The sequence below is a fragment of the Methanococcus mangrovi genome, from assembly GCF_054506835.1.
Window position 1 is genome coordinate 1,258,549 of record NZ_CP197114.1, and the last position, 15,414, is coordinate 1,273,962.

The 15,414-nt window shown below is 34.5% G+C and carries 25 protein-coding genes; all 25 read left to right on the forward strand.

Translation table 11 applies throughout. From position 1 onward, the window contains the following. Positions 1 to 35: 35 nt before the first annotated feature. A complete protein-coding gene (gene smc / locus ACS5L2_RS06690) occupies positions 36 to 3,605 on the forward strand; it encodes a chromosome segregation protein SMC (protein WP_459201246.1) in 3,570 nt (1,189 codons plus the stop codon). Positions 3,606 to 3,639: 34 nt separating this feature from the next. Beyond that, positions 3,640 to 4,887, forward strand: a complete 1,248-nt coding sequence (locus ACS5L2_RS06695) for a M20 family metallo-hydrolase (protein WP_459201247.1) — start codon at positions 3,640 to 3,642, stop codon at positions 4,885 to 4,887. Continuing rightward, the gene (gene mfnE / locus ACS5L2_RS06700) at positions 4,888 to 5,526 is read left to right on the forward strand and encodes a [5-(aminomethyl)furan-3-yl]methyl phosphate kinase (RefSeq protein WP_459201248.1); all 639 of its coding nucleotides are present in this window, start codon (positions 4,888 to 4,890) and stop codon (positions 5,524 to 5,526) included. A 17-nt stretch (positions 5,527 to 5,543) separates the two neighbouring features. Continuing rightward, positions 5,544 to 5,708 (forward strand): zinc finger domain-containing protein, encoded by a 165-nt coding sequence (locus tag ACS5L2_RS06705; protein ID WP_011867953.1) that lies wholly within the window; start codon positions 5,544 to 5,546, stop codon positions 5,706 to 5,708. Between the two features lie 30 nt (positions 5,709 to 5,738). Then, positions 5,739 to 6,008, forward strand: a complete 270-nt coding sequence (locus ACS5L2_RS06710; RefSeq protein WP_459201249.1) for an elongation factor 1-beta — start codon at positions 5,739 to 5,741, stop codon at positions 6,006 to 6,008. A 141-nt stretch (positions 6,009 to 6,149) separates the two neighbouring features. Beyond that, the gene (locus tag ACS5L2_RS06715; RefSeq protein WP_459201250.1) at positions 6,150 to 6,308 is read left to right on the forward strand and encodes a hypothetical protein; all 159 of its coding nucleotides are present in this window, start codon (positions 6,150 to 6,152) and stop codon (positions 6,306 to 6,308) included. Positions 6,309 to 6,327: 19 nt separating this feature from the next. Further along, positions 6,328 to 6,789 (forward strand): 50S ribosomal protein L22, encoded by a 462-nt coding sequence (locus ACS5L2_RS06720; RefSeq protein WP_459201251.1) that lies wholly within the window; start codon positions 6,328 to 6,330, stop codon positions 6,787 to 6,789. 10 nt (positions 6,790 to 6,799) lie between these two features. After that, on the forward strand, positions 6,800 to 7,435 hold the full coding sequence (locus ACS5L2_RS06725; RefSeq protein WP_459201252.1) for a 30S ribosomal protein S3: 636 nt from the start codon (positions 6,800 to 6,802) through the stop codon (positions 7,433 to 7,435). A gap of 10 nt (positions 7,436 to 7,445) precedes the next feature. Next, the gene (rpmC, locus tag ACS5L2_RS06730) at positions 7,446 to 7,652 is read left to right on the forward strand and encodes a 50S ribosomal protein L29 (RefSeq protein ID WP_459201253.1); all 207 of its coding nucleotides are present in this window, start codon (positions 7,446 to 7,448) and stop codon (positions 7,650 to 7,652) included. 91 nt (positions 7,653 to 7,743) lie between these two features. Then, positions 7,744 to 8,052, forward strand: a complete 309-nt coding sequence (gene yciH / locus ACS5L2_RS06735) for a stress response translation initiation inhibitor YciH (protein WP_181487355.1) — start codon at positions 7,744 to 7,746, stop codon at positions 8,050 to 8,052. A 68-nt stretch (positions 8,053 to 8,120) separates the two neighbouring features. Continuing rightward, complete coding sequence (gene rnp1, locus ACS5L2_RS06740; RefSeq protein ID WP_459201254.1) at positions 8,121 to 8,417, forward strand: ribonuclease P protein component 1; 297 nt, start codon at positions 8,121 to 8,123, stop codon at positions 8,415 to 8,417. Between the two features lie 164 nt (positions 8,418 to 8,581). Continuing rightward, entirely contained in the window at positions 8,582 to 8,911 is a 330-nt protein-coding gene (locus tag ACS5L2_RS06745; RefSeq protein WP_011867946.1) for a 30S ribosomal protein S17, read from the forward strand. A 20-nt stretch (positions 8,912 to 8,931) separates the two neighbouring features. After that, complete coding sequence (locus ACS5L2_RS06750) at positions 8,932 to 9,330, forward strand: 50S ribosomal protein L14 (RefSeq protein ID WP_459201255.1); 399 nt, start codon at positions 8,932 to 8,934, stop codon at positions 9,328 to 9,330. A 19-nt stretch (positions 9,331 to 9,349) separates the two neighbouring features. Further along, positions 9,350 to 9,709 carry a 50S ribosomal protein L24 gene (rplX, locus tag ACS5L2_RS06755; RefSeq protein WP_459201256.1) on the forward strand — a complete coding sequence of 120 codons (360 nt, stop codon included), beginning with the start codon at positions 9,350 to 9,352 and terminating at the stop codon, positions 9,707 to 9,709. A gap of 11 nt (positions 9,710 to 9,720) precedes the next feature. Beyond that, positions 9,721 to 10,455: a 30S ribosomal protein S4e gene (locus ACS5L2_RS06760; RefSeq protein ID WP_459201257.1), complete on the forward strand. Its 735-nt coding sequence runs from the start codon at positions 9,721 to 9,723 to the stop codon at positions 10,453 to 10,455. A 28-nt stretch (positions 10,456 to 10,483) separates the two neighbouring features. After that, a complete protein-coding gene (locus ACS5L2_RS06765) occupies positions 10,484 to 11,029 on the forward strand; it encodes a 50S ribosomal protein L5 (protein ID WP_459201258.1) in 546 nt (181 codons plus the stop codon). 9 nt (positions 11,030 to 11,038) lie between these two features. Beyond that, the gene (locus ACS5L2_RS06770; RefSeq protein WP_011977048.1) at positions 11,039 to 11,200 is read left to right on the forward strand and encodes a 30S ribosomal protein S14; all 162 of its coding nucleotides are present in this window, start codon (positions 11,039 to 11,041) and stop codon (positions 11,198 to 11,200) included. A gap of 18 nt (positions 11,201 to 11,218) precedes the next feature. After that, complete coding sequence (locus tag ACS5L2_RS06775) at positions 11,219 to 11,611, forward strand: 30S ribosomal protein S8 (protein ID WP_011171358.1); 393 nt, start codon at positions 11,219 to 11,221, stop codon at positions 11,609 to 11,611. 21 nt (positions 11,612 to 11,632) lie between these two features. Further along, positions 11,633 to 12,181 (forward strand): 50S ribosomal protein L6, encoded by a 549-nt coding sequence (locus tag ACS5L2_RS06780; protein ID WP_459201259.1) that lies wholly within the window; start codon positions 11,633 to 11,635, stop codon positions 12,179 to 12,181. 9 nt (positions 12,182 to 12,190) lie between these two features. Continuing rightward, positions 12,191 to 12,598 (forward strand): 50S ribosomal protein L32e, encoded by a 408-nt coding sequence (locus ACS5L2_RS06785; protein ID WP_459201260.1) that lies wholly within the window; start codon positions 12,191 to 12,193, stop codon positions 12,596 to 12,598. Positions 12,599 to 12,624: 26 nt separating this feature from the next. After that, on the forward strand, positions 12,625 to 13,074 hold the full coding sequence (locus ACS5L2_RS06790; protein WP_459201261.1) for a 50S ribosomal protein L19e: 450 nt from the start codon (positions 12,625 to 12,627) through the stop codon (positions 13,072 to 13,074). Between the two features lie 23 nt (positions 13,075 to 13,097). After that, entirely contained in the window at positions 13,098 to 13,679 is a 582-nt protein-coding gene (locus ACS5L2_RS06795) for a 50S ribosomal protein L18 (RefSeq protein WP_459201262.1), read from the forward strand. A 10-nt stretch (positions 13,680 to 13,689) separates the two neighbouring features. Continuing rightward, a complete protein-coding gene (locus tag ACS5L2_RS06800; RefSeq protein WP_459201263.1) occupies positions 13,690 to 14,367 on the forward strand; it encodes a 30S ribosomal protein S5 in 678 nt (225 codons plus the stop codon). A 34-nt stretch (positions 14,368 to 14,401) separates the two neighbouring features. Then, on the forward strand, positions 14,402 to 14,866 hold the full coding sequence (locus ACS5L2_RS06805; protein ID WP_459201264.1) for a 50S ribosomal protein L30: 465 nt from the start codon (positions 14,402 to 14,404) through the stop codon (positions 14,864 to 14,866). A 14-nt stretch (positions 14,867 to 14,880) separates the two neighbouring features. Next, entirely contained in the window at positions 14,881 to 15,312 is a 432-nt protein-coding gene (locus tag ACS5L2_RS06810; RefSeq protein ID WP_459201265.1) for an uL15 family ribosomal protein, read from the forward strand. Positions 15,313 to 15,414 lie beyond the last annotated feature (102 nt).

Consider the following 15,414-nt stretch of genomic DNA (forward strand, 5'->3'; position numbering starts at 1 on the left):
TTTATAAATTTTTCCGCAGGTTCTTGGTGAATATGATGGCTTCATTATCAGAAATCCATATGAAAAACTTCAAATCATTCAAAAATTCAAAACTAAAAATTCCCGATGGCTTCACCGCAATATTGGGGCCAAATGGATCAGGAAAATCAAACACCATCGATGGTATTTGTTTTGTTCTTGGTAAAACTTCTGCAAAGTCACTTCGTGCAGGCAAATTCAATCAGTTGATAACTTACCACAACGGAAAAAGGGAAAATTTCGCAGAAGTTACGCTTTTTTTTGATAATAAAGATAGAAAAATGCCATTAGATTCGGATAAAGTAGGAATATCAAGAAAAGTTAAAATAAACGGCGATAACAACTACTACATCATATGGGATGAAGAAAAAGAAGTTAAGGAAAATGGCGAAGTAAAAAGAGTAACCGAAGAAAAACGGAAAAAAGTAAAAAAATCTGAAATTTTGGACGTCATTGGAAAAATATCACTCAGTGCTGACGGATTTAACATCATACTTCAAGGAGACCTCGTAAAAATTATAGATACTACTCCAAACGAGAGAAGAAAAATTATCGATGAAATAAGCGGTGTTGCGGAATTCGATGAAAAAGGGGAAAAAGCGGAAAAAGAACTTGATAAAGCAAGGGAATTTATTGAAAAAATCGACATCAGGATTAATGAAGTAAAAAATAACCTTGAAAAGCTTAGGAAAGAAAAAGAAGATGCTGAAATATACGTTAAATTATCAGAAGAATTAAAAGCTACAAAATATATTTTAACTTCAAAAAAAATTGATTTTTTGAACGGAGTTTTAGAAAAAACCAAAGAAGAAATTGAAGCTCTTAAGGAAATGAAAGTCTGTTTCTTAAAAGAAATTTCCGAATACGATGTAAAATCAAATGATATTAGAAATCGCCTTCAAAATTTAATAAATGAGCTAAATGAAAAAGGAAATGAAGAGATAATGGAACTTCACAAGTCCATTAAAGAAATGGAAGTTACCGTTGATAACGACAAAAAATCCTTAAATGGGGCTCTTGATGACCTAAAAAATGTAAATTCACAGTCAGAGAAAAAAGGGCAGGACTTAGTAGAAACCCGACAAAAAATAGAAACTATAAGGACTGAGACTCTCCAAAAAGAAGCAGAAATTAACACTCTAAAGACGGAAATAGAAAATCTTGAAACTGAAAAGAAGAAATTAAAGTCGAAAGTCGAAGAAAGTGAAACCCAGACTGAAATTTTAAAACAGCAAGAAAGAAAACTATCTGAAAGACTAAATGAAAGTCAGAACGAACTTTACAATTTAAAAAATGAATTTAATGCTCTTGAAAATGAAATCAATAAAAAATCATTTAACTTAACTAAAAATAAAGAAACTATTGAAACTCTGCAAAGAGAACTCGATGATATAAAGTCAGAAAGTGAAGATACAAAGATTTTATATAAAGAACTTGAAGACGTTGCTGTTGAACTCGAATACTCTAAAAAGAAAGTTATCACACTTTTAGAAGATAAAAAAGAGTACCAAGAAAAATTGGACAAATCCCATGCTGATTACATAAAAGAAAATGCTAAAATCAAAGCAATGAAAGATATGGAAGATTTCAGTCTTGATAGGGCTGTAAAAAGCGTTCTCGAAGCAAAACTACCTGGAGTAGTAGATATTGCGGGAAATCTTGGAAAGACTGATGCTGAATACAAAACTGCAATTGAAAATGCAGGTGGAAACAGGCTTAATTACATTGTTGTAAAAAGAATGGATGACGGTGCAAGAGCAATTCAGTATTTAAAAAAGAACAATCTTGGTAGAACCACGTTTTTACCGCTTGACAGAATCAACGGGCCTGAAGCACTTTATTTGGATGACGAAGGTGTTATTGGAAGAGCAATTGACCTTGTTGAATTTAAACCAGAATACGAAGACCTCTTTAAGTATGTTTTTGGAAACACGATAATCGTTGAAAACTTAGATTATGCGAAAATTCTCTCAAAAGAACACAAAGCAAGGTTTGTTACTCTTGAAGGGGAAGTTATCGAACCATCCGGTGCAATGATTGGTGGAAATTCGAGAAAAAAATCAGTTATTAAAGTTGATATTGACACGTCTCGACTGGAAAAACTTGCGGAAACAATTTCAGAACTTGACAGTACATTATCTGAAACTAAAGATGAAATTGAACGCCTTCAAAATAAAAATGCAACATATTCAACAAGAAAAATGGAACTTGAAAGCAGATTAAAGATTATTCGCGATATGGAAAATAGAAAAGAAGGAATACTGACAAATAACGGAATAAAAATTAAAGAACTTGAATTAGAGTCCAAAAAGCTTGAAGAAGAGCTCGACTATTTAGAAGGCTCAAAAGAAGAACTCGAAAGAAAAATTGATGAATACACTAAAAAAATTAGTGGATTTACGGCCCAAAGAGACAGAATTTCCGAAGAAATAGCATCTTTTGAAAACTCAGAGCATTCCAAAAGAATCAAAGTAATTGATGAAAATATCATTAATTTTGAAAAGAAAAAGAATGAATTTGAAAATGAAATAAAAAGGGATGTGGTACTTATTAAAGAAGTTTTAATCCCAAAAATAAGCGAATTAAACGGCAATATCAAAGAATTAAGTGAAAAAAAGACAATTCTTGAACAAAACATTCAATTCTATAAAACCAATGTTGAAAAGAACTTCGAAATTTTGAAAAACAAAAAAGAACGCTACGAAGAACTTACTAAGGATTTAAGAGAACTTACTGAAAAGAAAGAAGCTTTTGAAAAAGAATTAGAAATGTTAAATAATGAAAAAAGAAGAGTTTATGGAAGAATTAACCAGAATGAAAGCCAGATCAACAGCCTTTCAATCGACATGGCAAAGTACGAAACTAGACTTGAAGAAGAAGATAGAAAATTGTACGTTTGTGAAAATATCGAACATATATCTGAGGATATTACTTCCAAAATAAAAGAGTTTGACGTAGATGCCCTTGAAAGCCACCAAATCGACCTTGAAGGAAATATCAAAAAATTAGAACCCATAAACATGCGTGCTATCGATGACTACCAGTATATCGTTGATAGATACGATGAACTCTTTGAAAAAAGAACAGATTATGAAAATGAAGAGAAAAAATACTTACAATTAATAGAAGAAGTTAGCAAAAGGAAAAAAGAAGTATTCATGGACGTTTACGTAAAAGTTGCTGAAAATTACGAAAAAATATATACTGAAATTGGAGGAAGTGGAAAATTAAGTCTTGAAAATCCGGACGAACCGTTTTCAGGCGGTTTGTTAATTGATGCTTCGCCAATGAATAAAAAATTACAGAGCCTTGATGTCATGAGTGGTGGTGAAAAGTCACTCACTGCGCTTGCATTCTTATTTGCAATTCAGCATCTAAATCCTGCTCCATTCTACGTGCTTGACGAGGTTGATGCTGCACTTGATACGAAAAATGCAGGATTAATCGGTGAAATGATTAAAAATGCATCAAAAGATTCACAGTTCATCGTAATATCTCACCGTGAACAGATGATAAGTAAATCTGACGTTATGTATGGAGTTTGTATGGAAAATGGACTCAGTAAATTAGTCGGATTAAAAATTTAAGATATTTAATATAAAATAATTTTCGGTGAATCTCATGAAAAGTATTTTGGATGAAACTATTGAACTTTCTTTTGATCTAATATCCATAAACTCAGTAAATCCAACTTTTGGCGGAATTGGGGAAAAAGAAAAGTCAATTTACATAAAAAATAAGCTAAAAGAATACATCGATATGTATTCAATAAAAAATTGCGAAATAATCGAATACAATACCGTTGATTCAGATGGAATTGAAAGGCCAAATATCGTTTCAAAATACGATTTTGGAAAAAATGACACCTTAACAATAATTTCACACATGGACATAGTTCCTGAAGGGGATCTTAGCCTCTGGAACTCCGACCCATTTAAAGCCGAAATAAAAGATGGAATAATTTATGGGAGAGGCAGTGAAGACAATCATAAAGGAATAGTTTCATCGTTTTTGCTTTTAAAGATGATTTTTGAAGAAAAAATCGATCCAAAATATAATTTAAATCTAATTTTTGTAGCTGATGAAGAAGACGGCAGTAAATACGGTCTTTCATATCTTGTAAATAATTTTGAAGATGAACTTTTTAGCTCGAAAGATTTAATAATTGTTCCAGATTTTGGAATGCCTGAAGGAGAATTTATTGAAATTGCTGAAAAAAATATACTATGGCTAAATTTTAAAATCAAAGGAAAACAGTGCCATGGAAGTACTCCCGAAAATGGATTTAACGCAGATGTCATGGCATTTGCTTTTGGAAAAGGACTCTACGATACACTATATAATAAATACAGTGAACTTGATTCGATATTCAATCCACCCTTTTCAACTTTTGAACCAACAATTTTAAGAAATAATGTTGAAAACACAAATACAATTCCAGGATATGTTGAATTAAATTTTGATTGCAGAATTATTCCAAAATACGACCCAAAAGAAGTATTAAATGATATTAAAAACTACATTGAAGTTTTTAAAAAAGAAGTTGAAAAATATGTTATTCACTTCGATATTTCTGAAAAAGAAAATATTTCAATAGAATATGAAATCTTAAAACTTGAAAAAGCAGAAGAAACAAAAAAAGATTCAGAAGTTGTTAAAAAACTGGGTTCTGCAATTAAAAACGTGTTAAATAAAGAACCAGTATTATGCGGAATGGGTGGTGGAACCGTTGCCGCATTTTTAAGAGAAAAAGAATACAACACTGCAGTTTGGGGAATTGGAGACGAAACTGCACACCAGCCAAATGAACACGTGAAAATAGAAAATTTAATAAAAATGGCAGAAGTGTATCTTGATATATTAAAATAAGTGGTAGTTGTGTACGTTGTAAAAATTGGCGGAAGTCTAACGAATAATGCAGAAAAAATTCTTGAAAGCCTTAAAAAATCAGGAGAAAAAATTGTAATTATTCCGGGTGGTGGAAATTTCGCAAATTTGGTTCGAAATCTCCATGAATCTGAAAAAATTAATGATATTTCTGCACATAAACTTGCAACAATGTGTACTGACATTACTGGAACCTATTTTTCCGAAATTTCGGGGATAAAAACAGCAGATAATCTTTTTGATGCAAAAAAAATCCTTCAAAATGAAAGTATAGTTATAATACTTCCATCAAAGATTATACTAAGTACTGATGAATTACCCTGTTCTTGGGAAGTTACTTCGGATTCTTTTGCAGGATATATTGCAAAATTATTAAAATCCAAAACACTAATTATAGCCACCGATGTCGACGGAATTTATGATAAATATCCTGAGGGAAAACTATTAAATACAATAAATACAAAAACGATTAAAGGTTTTACGTCTGTGGATAAACACCTACCAAAACTTATATCCGAATACGACATTGAGTGCTTTGTTGTTAACGGAAATCATCCTGAGAGAATAAATAACATTTTTAAAGGCGTATCTGATACGTATACGAAAATAACCTTGAAATAAAACACTATGGTGAGAACATGAAACAAAAATGTACTTCCTGCAATGCAGAAATTGCACCAAGAGAAAATGCTACAAAATTCTTGTGCCCTAACTGTGGAAAAGCAGAACTTGTAAGATGCGAAAAATGCAGAAAATTAAGTAACACGTACAACTGCCCAGTATGTGGATACGAAGGTCCTTAAATCAGTCTAAAAACGAAAATAGGTGAAAAGATGGCAACAGTTATCGCAAAAGTAAAAGTAATGCCTACAAGCCCAGAAGTAGACAAAGAATCATTGAAAGCAACACTAAAAGAACTCGTTGAAAACAACGATGCAAAATGTAGGGGAGTTTTAGACGAACCACTTGCATTTGGACTTTACACGGTATTTGTAATGGTTGAAATGGAAGAAAAAGAAGGCGGAATGGACCCTATCGAAGAAGCTATGAACGCTTTAGAAAATGTAGAAAGCGCTGAAGTAGTTGAACTTTCACTCGTTTAATTCATCATTACTAATTTTTTAATTAACGAAAAATAGCCCGAACTTAAAACAACACTCATTTTAAGCTTTAATTCGAGATATGGGATTGTTATGATAAACTATATAAATAAGTTTAAGCAAATAAAAAAGGCTATTGACTATATGGATGATAGGGGATACTCTATCAATGTAAAACATGAAAATAATCCTGTTATTGAGATTGGAAATAAAAAGGCCAATCTATTAATAAAAAACACGATTGGAAACGTGAAAGTGCACTACATCAATACAGCTAAACTCCTGTTAAAGATGAGAGACTAACCCGATTGAGGTGAAGACGATGGCTAAACTAAAATACAAAGTTGAAGCTGACCCAAAAAACACTGCGCGAGCTATGGGCAGAACATTAAGAATATCAAGAAAACATGCTATTGAAATTTGCAGAGAATTATCTGGAATGAAATTAGATGCTGCTGTTGCATTCTTAAACAGAGTTATCGCTTTAGAAACTCCAGTTCCCTTCAAAGTTCACAACAAAGACTTACCACACAGAAAAGGAAAAATTGGAACACACTCAGGTAGATTCCCACAGAAAGCTTCGCTAGAAATCTTACAAGTTTTAGACAACGCTAAGAAAAACGCTGAGCAAAAAGGATTAAACACAGAAAAATTAAGAATCAAACACATATCATCAAACAGAGGCTTCACAATTAAAAGATACATGCCAAGAGCATTTGGTAGAGCAAGCCCTAAAAACCAAGAAACAATACACATCCAAGTAATCCTTGAAGAATTCTACTAATGGTGAAACAATGATTGAGAGAACATTTGTTGGAGAAAATGTTTCCGAAACATTAATCGACGAATACTTTAAAAATAAGTTGGTTAGAGCAGGATACAGCCACATCGACATTAAAAAAACACCGATTGGAACAAGAGTAACTGTATTCGCTGAAAAACCAGGTTTCGTTATCGGAAGAAAAGGAAAAATGGTTAAAGAATTAACTGACGCGCTCACAGCTAACTACGGCGTTAACAACCCACAAATTGAAGTTAAACAAATTGAAAACCCAGATTTAGACCCTGCACTCGTAGGTCACAAAATTGCATCTTCGTTAGAAAGAGGAATGCACTTTAGAAAAACAGCACACTCAGCAGTAAGAAGAGTTATGGCTTCAGGCGCAAAAGGTGTTGCAATTATCATTTCTGGAAAATTATCTGGAGAAAGATCAAGAACTGAAAAGTTCATGGATGGATACATGAAACACTGCGGTGAACCTGCAGAAGAACTCGTAAACAAATCACACCAGTTAGCAAAATTAAAACTCGGTATTGTTGGAGTTACAGTAAAAATCATGAGACCAGATGTATCATTACCTGATGAAATCACAATTTTATCCGGCGAAATTAAAGAAATTAGCGAAATTAGTGAAGTATCCCAAGAATAAGGTGATTTAAATGGCAATTTTAAAAGCTAGCGAGATAAGGGAACTTTCAGTTGAAGAAATGAAAGGAAAAATCGCAGAATTAAAAAGAGAATTAATGAAAGAAGGCGTAAACAAGTCAACAGGCGGTGCACCTTCAAACCCAGGTAAGATCAGCGAAATCAAAAGAACAGTCGCAAGAATCTTAACAATCATGAAAGAAAAAGAAGCTCAAGCATAAAATGCTTAAGCATAATTTTAAATACCATCAATCAGTATGTATATCCCGTATACCTATAACAGATTAGTCTATCAAAATGAGAGGTGCATTGATGCCAGAGATTTGTCCTATATGTGGTTTACCAAAAGATTTGTGTGTCTGTGAAGAGATTGCAAAGGAAGAACAGAAAATTAAAGTTTACGTAACTAAAAGAAGGTTTGGTAAGCTGATGACAGTCGTCGACGGCTTTGATGCGGACTTGATTGATGTAAAAGATTTGGCTAAAAAGTTAAAAGATATATGTGCTTGTGGCGGAACTGTAAAGAAAGATTCTATCGAGTTACAGGGAGACCACAGGAAAAAAGCTGAAGAAACCCTTATCAAAATGGGATTCTCAAAAGACATGATTGATGTCAGATAATTATCTATTCACACGAGTATGTGGATACTGAAAATGTACACCCCCATGCTCAAAGGGTAGGGACACCCATGAAATTGTCACAAAATATATTGAGACATGAATTAATTGGATTAAATCTCGAAGTTGTAAAATCTACTGATTCGGGTTTAATTTCAACAAAAGGTAGAGTACTTAACGAGACTAGAAACACACTAGTTCTTGAAAAAGAAAACGGCAAGGAAATTACCATTGTGAAAGAACTTTCAACATTTCGAATTCAGTTTGAGTTTGATGATGTTGTAAAGGTCGACATTGACGGAAGACTACTTGTTGGACGACCTGAAGACAGGTTGAAAAGGAAAATAAAACAGCTCTACTCGTACTAAGCTTCTCAGCTATTTTAAATGTCCCAACTTGAAAATAAGAATTGAAATTTAAGTTCTAAACAGGCGTTAGTGGTATTTATGAAAACATTATATACCTGTAGCCCGTATTAAATCTGGAACTTTAAAATCGACATTAAACACTCTAAATATGGGAGGTATAATTTATGTCAAACATTGGAATCGATGTAAAAGCTCCTGAACATGTTTGTGAAGATCCTAACTGTCCGTTCCACGGTACCTTATCCGTAAGAGGACAAATATTTGAAGGAACCGTTACAAGTGACAAAGGACACGACACAATCGTGCTCAAAAGAGAAGTTACTGGATACATATCCAAGTACGAAAGATATGAAAAAAGAACAACTTCATTGGTTGCACACAACCCTGCATGCATTAAAGCAAAAGTTGGCGACACTGTGAAAGTTATGGAATGCAGGCCAATCAGTAAAACAAAGTCATTTGTTGTAATTGAAAAAACTGAAAACCTGGAATAATCCTTTAAAAGGTGAATATTATGAAAGGACTAGGTTCAACAATCGTAAGATCATTACCAAACGGAGCAAGACTCGTCTGTGCAGATAACACAGGTGCAAAAGAGCTCGAAATAATTGCGGTTAAAAACTACACGGGTACTGTAAGAAGATTACCTGCAGGTGGTGTAGGCCACATGGTTTACGTTTCAGTGAAAAAAGGTACTCCTGAAATGAGAAAACAGGTTTTACCTGCAATTATCATCAGACAGAAAAAAGAATACAAAAGAGCTGACGGTACAAGAGTAAAATTCGAAGATAACGCAGCTGTTATTGTTACTCCAGAAGGAACGCCAAAAGGTTCAGAAATCAAAGGTCCAGTTTCAAAAGAAGCTGCTGAAAGATGGCCTGGTGTTTCAAGATTAGCTAAAATTATTCACTAATTAGGCATGTGGTGAAATCATGGTTTTGACAAACTCAAAACAGCCAAGAAAACAAAGAAAAGCACTCTATAACGCACCATTACATTTAAGAAATAGCGTTATGTCTGCAATGTTATCAAAAGAATTAAAAGAAAAATTCAATAAAAACTCCCTTCCAGTGAAAAAAGGAGATACTGTAAAAGTACTCAGAGGAAATTTCAAAGGAATCGAAGGGGAAGTTTCAAAAGTTGACTACGCAGGATACAAAATCATTGTTGAAGGAGTAGTTAACAAAAAACAAGATGGAACTGAAACTGCATATCCAATTCATCCATCAAATGTTATGATTACCAAAATGGACGAATCAGACGAAAAGAGATTTAAAAATTCAAGTAATTAAGAGGTGTGAGCATGGCAATTAAAGGACCTAGAAAACATCTTAAAAGATTGGCTGCTCCAGCAAATTGGCAACTTCCTAGAAAAGTAAAAGCATTTACTGTAAGACCATCACCTGGACCACACTCAATGGATAAATCATTGCCTTTATTGTTAGTTGTAAGAGATGTATTAAAATACGCTGACAACGCAAGAGAAGCTAAAAAAATTATCCAAACGGGCAAAATCTTAATCGATGGATTAAAAAGAAAAGAATACAAACACCCAGCTGGATTAATGGATGTTTTATCAATTCCTGAAATGAATGAAAACTACCTTGTATTATTTGACGAAAGCGGAAGAATCAGCTTGAAAAAAACTGACAAAACCGATGTAAAATTATGCAAAATCGTGAACAAAACTGTCATAAAAGGCGGTCACATTCAATTAAATCTTCACGACGGTAGAAACCAGATTGTAAAAGTTTCAGACGCTACAAAAGCTGAAGAAGATGTTTACAAAACCGGAGACAGCGTTTTAGTTTCAATTCCAGAACAGTCAATTGTTGGACATGTTGCATTCGGCGAAGGACAATTAGCATACATCACTGGCGGTAAACACGTTGGAGAATTTGCTAAAATCGTTGAAGTGGAAAACAGAGCATTGTACTCAGATATTGTAACTTTAGAAAACAAAGATGGCGAGAAATTTAAAACCGTTAAGCCTTACGTATTCATCGTAGGTCAAGACGAACCAGTAATTTCGATGTAATGCCCATAAAATTAGAGGAGGACGAAACATGTCGTTCCAAGAAGTTTGGGAAAAAGAACCTATGAAAAAACCAAGAATCCAAAAAGTCACAGTAAACTTCGGTGTAGGTGAAGCTGGAGATAGGTTAACAATAGGTGCAAAAGTTATTGAAGAACTCACCGGCCAATCACCAGTAAGGACTTTAGCTAAACAGACAAACCCTGCATTTGGTATTAGAAAAAAATTACCAATTGGATTAAAAGTAACATTAAGAGGAAAAAACGCTGAAGAATTCCTCGGAAATGCATTCAATGCATTCAAAACATGCGGTAAAGTACTCTATGCATCATCATTTGACCAGGTTGGAAACTTCTCATTTGGTGTTCCTGAACATATCGACTTCCCAGGTCAAAAATACGACCCTTCAGTTGGAATCTATGGTATGGATATCTGTGTAACCTTTGAAAAATCAGGATACAGAGTAAAATCAAGAAAAGTTAAAAGAAGCCACATTCCAAAGAAACACTTAGTTACCAAAGACGAAGCTATCGAATACATCCAAACTAAATTCGATACCGAAGTAGTTAGGGAATAAGGTGAAAGAATGACAAAAACACCATTTAAGACAAAATTCGGCCAAGGTTCAAAAGTTTGCAAAAGATGCGGAAGAAAAGGGCCTGGAATTATCAGAAAATACGGATTAAATTTATGCAGACAATGCTTCAGAGAATTAGCACCAAAATTAGGATTTAAAAAGTACGATTAAGGACAAGGAGGCAACAATATGAGTTTAATGGACCCTCTTGCAAACGCATTAAACCACGTATCCAACTGCGAAAGTGTGGGTAAAAACGTAGCTTACTTGAAACCTGCTTCAAAATTAATTGGAAGAGTTCTAAATGTTATGCAGGATCAAGGATACATTGGAAACTTCGAATACATTGAAGACGGAAAAGCAGGCGTCTACAAAGTTGATTTAATCGGACAGATCAACAAGTGTGGAGCTGTAAAACCAAGATACGCAGTTAAAAACCATGACTTCGAAAAATTCGAAAAAAGATACTTACCGGCTAAAGGTTTCGGATTGTTAATCGTAAGTACCCCAAAAGGATTAATGACACATGACGAAGCTAGAAACGCTGGAGTAGGTGGAAGATTAATTTCCTACATATACTAAGGACATTATGGAGGTATTCTTATGCCAGTTGCAGCTTTAATAAGGGAAGAAATCGAAATTCCTGCAAACGTCAACGTTGAACTTAATGGCAACATAGTTGCTGTTAAATCCGGTGCAAAAGAACTTAAAAGAGAATTAGTGTACCCTGGAATCGAAATGAACGTGAAAGACGGAAAAGTTGTTATTGAGTGTACATTCCCACGAAAAGCACAAACCGCAATTGTTGGAACCTACAGATCACACATTCAAAACATGATCACAGGTGTTACTGACGGATTTGAATACAAATTAGTAATCAGATACGCTCACTTCCCAATGAAAGTTAGTGCTAAAGGAAACACTGTAATGATTGACAACTTCTTAGGAGAAAAATACACAAGAACTGCTAAAATCATGGATGGAGTCACTGTAAAAGTTAGTGGTGAAGAAGTGATTGTAAGTGGAACTAACAAAGAATTTGTTGGTCAAACCGCTGCAAACATCGAACAAGCTACTAAAGTTAAAGGAAGAGACACAAGAATATTCCAAGATGGCATCTACATTGTAGAAAAAGCAGGAAAAGTATTATAAGGTGGTCTCATGAGTGAATTCAAAAGATTAATGAGATTAAAACTCAAAATGAAACAGAAAAGACCTGAATTTAAAAGACAGGACTGGTTCAAGAGTTCAAGAATTGGAACTAGCTGGAGAAGACCTTTCGGTAAACACAGCGGTATGAGAATAGGATTGACCCACAGAGCTGCTGTTGCTACAGTAGGTTACAGAGGACCTGCTCTTGTTAGAGGTTTACACCCATCAGGTTTACAAGATATTCTTGTTAACAACGTGAAAGAATTAGTTGCATTAAACCCTGAAATTCAAGGTGCAAGAATTGCAGCTACCGTTGGTAAAAGAAAAAGAGCGGAAATCGTTAAAAAAGCTAATGAATTAGGAATTAGAGTATTTAACGTATCCAAACAAAAACAGGAAGAATTCTTAAGTTTATAATTTCGCTTAAGATATAAGGTGATATTATGGATGTATCAACCCAGAAAAGAATTGCTGCAGCTGTTTTGGATTGCGGTATCGATAGGGTATGGATTGATCCTGAAAACCTGGAAAGAGTCAAAATGGCCATCACAAAAGATGACATTAGGCTCTTAATTAACGATGGAATCATTGTTAAGAAACAGGAAAAAGGAATCAGCAGCGCCAGGAAAAAAGAAGCTCAAGAACAGAAAAGAAAAGGAAAGAGAAAAGGACCTGGTTCAAGAAAAGGGGCTAAAGGTGCAAGAACCCCTAAAAAAGAAAAATGGATGAACACAATTAGACCACTCAGAAAAATGCTGAAAGAATTAAGAGAAAATGAAAAAATCGAAAGATCAGCATACAGAAAATTATACAGAATGGCTAAAGGTGGAGCATTCAGAAGCAGAAACCACATGAAATTATACATGAAAGAACACGGAATTTTAGCTGAATAACTCAAATTTAAGGAGGAATGACTATGGCAATGAACGCCAAATTCAGAGTTCCTTTTAGAAGAAGAAGAGAAGGAAAAACAGATTTCAGACAACGATTAGGATTATTATTGTCTGGTAAACCAAGATTAGTTGCGAGAAAATCCTTAAACAATGTGATCGCTCAGCTTATGGCATACGATGAAAAAGGGGACGTTGTTTTAGTTTCAGCACACTCCAGAGAACTCGTTAAAATGGGTTACAAAGGCCACTGCGGAAATTTACCTGCAGCATACTTAACAGGTTTATTGTTAGGTAAAAAGGCTGTTAAAGAAGGAGTAGAAGAAGCTATCTTAGACAAAGGTCTTCACAGAGCTACCAAAGGAGCTGCAATTTTCGCTGTTTTAAAAGGCGCACTCGATGCAGGTATGGAAATACCTCACGGTGATGAAATCATCGCAGATGAAGAAAGATTAAACGGAACTCACGTTAAAAATTACGCAGAATCTCTAAAAGAAGATGCTGATGCGTACAAAAAACAGTTCTCAAAATACTTAGAAAAAGGATTAAACCCAGAAGACTTGCCAGAACACGTTGAAGAACTGAAAGAAAAAATCCTTAACTTATAAGGTGATATATATGGCTGAAAAAAGAGCTGAAAAAAGAAAATTCAATACTGACGCTTGGGAGCCAAAAACCCAGATCGGTAGAATGGTTAAGGAAGGAACAATTTCAGACATTAGCTACATTATGGATAAAGGTCTTCCATTATTAGAACCTGAAATTGTTGATGCACTCTTACCCGATTTAGAAGAACAAGTTTTGGATGTTAAATTAGTTCAAAGAATGCACAAATCTGGAAGAAGAGCAAGATACAGAGCAACTGTTGTTGTTGGTAACAAAAACGGTTACGTTGGAGTAGGTATGGGTAAATCAAAAGAAGTTGGCCCTGCTATCAGAAAAGCAATTGCTCACGCAAAATTATCATTAATCAAAGTTAGAGTTGGTTGCGGTTCATGGGAATGCGGTTGCGGATCCCCTCACTCAATCCCATTCACAGCTAAAGGAGCTTGCGGTAGCGTTAAAATCGAATTACTACCTGCACCAAGAGGTGTTGGTTTAGTTGCGGGTAACGTTGCAAAAGCTGTTTTAGGTCTTGCAGGAATAAAAGATGCATGGACTAAAACCTTTGGTGACACAAGAACCACATACAACTTTGCTGAAGCTACATTCGATGCATTAAACAACTTAAACTTCGTAAGATGCTTGCCTGAACAAAAGGAAAAATTAGGTCTTACAGAAGGAAGAGTACTCTAATTTATTACTTTTTAAGAAAAAAGGTGATTAAAACATGGCTTACGCAGTTGTAAGAGTCAGAGGAAGCGTAGGTGTTAGAGGAGACATCGCAGATACCATGAAGATGTTGAGATTACACCGAGTAAACCACTGTGTTGTAATTCCAGACACTGAACACTACACTGGAATGATAAAAAAAGTTAAAGACTATGTAACCTACGGTGAAATCGATAAAGATACACTTGTAGCTTTAATTTTAAAAAGAGGAAGACTTCCTGGAAACAAAAGACTAACTGAAGAACTTGTAAAAGAACTAACAGAACTTCCAGTTGAAGAGTTAGCTGAAAAAATAATTGCTGGCGAAATTAAAATAAAAGACACACCATTAAAACCTGTATTCAGATTACATCCTCCAAGAAAAGGATATGATAAAGCAGGAGTTAAAAAAGGATTCTCAATCGGTGGTGCCTTAGGTTACAGATCTGGTAAAATCAACGATTTATTGAACAAAATGATGTAATTTAAGGTGATTTAATGATTAGAAAAAGCAAAAAAATCACGAAAATGAGAGGCTCCAGAACCTGCGGATATGGAGAAGCTAAAAAACACAGAGGCGCTGGCCACAGAGGTGGTAGAGGTAACGCTGGTCACCAGAAACATAAATGGTTGTCAGTATGTAAGTTCAATCCTGATTACTTCGGTAAATATGGATTCAACAGAAACCCTTGCCTCATAAAACAGTTAGAAACTATTAACATTGGAGAATTGGAAGAATACATCTTAAAATACAAAGATGCATTCCAAGTAGAAGATGGTAAAGTTGTAGTTGATGCTACCGAAATCGGATACGAAAAAGTTCTCGGAAAAGGAAGAATTTCAACCGCAATGGTTGTAAAAGCAGTTGAATTCTCTGAAGGAGCTAAAGAAAAAATTGAGGCTGCCGGTGGAGAATTTGTTGAATTATAATTCAATTAAGAACCACTTACTTTATTTAATTCTGCTTTTTCTTATTTTTGATAGTGGATACTATGAAAATTCAAATAAACTAACTCACTTTTTAAAACTTTT

Bases quoted from the DNA above. Each gene is read 5' to 3' on its own strand.
- smc (WP_459201246.1), top strand. From the start codon at position 36: ATGGCTTCATTATCAGAAATCCATATGAAAAACTTCAAATCATTCAAA.
- ACS5L2_RS06695 (WP_459201247.1), top strand. From the start codon at position 3,640: ATGAAAAGTATTTTGGATGAAACTATTGAACTTTCTTTTGATCTAATA.
- ACS5L2_RS06705 (WP_011867953.1), top strand. From the start codon at position 5,544: ATGAAACAAAAATGTACTTCCTGCAATGCAGAAATTGCACCAAGAGAA.
- ACS5L2_RS06710 (WP_459201249.1), top strand. From the start codon at position 5,739: ATGGCAACAGTTATCGCAAAAGTAAAAGTAATGCCTACAAGCCCAGAA.
- ACS5L2_RS06715 (WP_459201250.1), top strand. From the start codon at position 6,150: ATGGATGATAGGGGATACTCTATCAATGTAAAACATGAAAATAATCCT.
- ACS5L2_RS06720 (WP_459201251.1), top strand. From the start codon at position 6,328: ATGGCTAAACTAAAATACAAAGTTGAAGCTGACCCAAAAAACACTGCG.
- ACS5L2_RS06725 (WP_459201252.1), top strand. From the start codon at position 6,800: ATGATTGAGAGAACATTTGTTGGAGAAAATGTTTCCGAAACATTAATC.
- rpmC (WP_459201253.1), top strand. From the start codon at position 7,446: ATGGCAATTTTAAAAGCTAGCGAGATAAGGGAACTTTCAGTTGAAGAA.
- yciH (WP_181487355.1), top strand. From the start codon at position 7,744: ATGCCAGAGATTTGTCCTATATGTGGTTTACCAAAAGATTTGTGTGTC.
- rnp1 (WP_459201254.1), top strand. From the start codon at position 8,121: ATGAAATTGTCACAAAATATATTGAGACATGAATTAATTGGATTAAAT.
- ACS5L2_RS06745 (WP_011867946.1), top strand. From the start codon at position 8,582: ATGTCAAACATTGGAATCGATGTAAAAGCTCCTGAACATGTTTGTGAA.
- ACS5L2_RS06750 (WP_459201255.1), top strand. From the start codon at position 8,932: ATGAAAGGACTAGGTTCAACAATCGTAAGATCATTACCAAACGGAGCA.
- rplX (WP_459201256.1), top strand. From the start codon at position 9,350: ATGGTTTTGACAAACTCAAAACAGCCAAGAAAACAAAGAAAAGCACTC.
- ACS5L2_RS06760 (WP_459201257.1), top strand. From the start codon at position 9,721: ATGGCAATTAAAGGACCTAGAAAACATCTTAAAAGATTGGCTGCTCCA.
- ACS5L2_RS06765 (WP_459201258.1), top strand. From the start codon at position 10,484: ATGTCGTTCCAAGAAGTTTGGGAAAAAGAACCTATGAAAAAACCAAGA.
- ACS5L2_RS06770 (WP_011977048.1), top strand. From the start codon at position 11,039: ATGACAAAAACACCATTTAAGACAAAATTCGGCCAAGGTTCAAAAGTT.
- ACS5L2_RS06775 (WP_011171358.1), top strand. From the start codon at position 11,219: ATGAGTTTAATGGACCCTCTTGCAAACGCATTAAACCACGTATCCAAC.
- ACS5L2_RS06780 (WP_459201259.1), top strand. From the start codon at position 11,633: ATGCCAGTTGCAGCTTTAATAAGGGAAGAAATCGAAATTCCTGCAAAC.
- ACS5L2_RS06785 (WP_459201260.1), top strand. From the start codon at position 12,191: ATGAGTGAATTCAAAAGATTAATGAGATTAAAACTCAAAATGAAACAG.
- ACS5L2_RS06790 (WP_459201261.1), top strand. From the start codon at position 12,625: ATGGATGTATCAACCCAGAAAAGAATTGCTGCAGCTGTTTTGGATTGC.
- ACS5L2_RS06795 (WP_459201262.1), top strand. From the start codon at position 13,098: ATGGCAATGAACGCCAAATTCAGAGTTCCTTTTAGAAGAAGAAGAGAA.
- ACS5L2_RS06800 (WP_459201263.1), top strand. From the start codon at position 13,690: ATGGCTGAAAAAAGAGCTGAAAAAAGAAAATTCAATACTGACGCTTGG.
- ACS5L2_RS06805 (WP_459201264.1), top strand. From the start codon at position 14,402: ATGGCTTACGCAGTTGTAAGAGTCAGAGGAAGCGTAGGTGTTAGAGGA.
- ACS5L2_RS06810 (WP_459201265.1), top strand. From the start codon at position 14,881: ATGATTAGAAAAAGCAAAAAAATCACGAAAATGAGAGGCTCCAGAACC.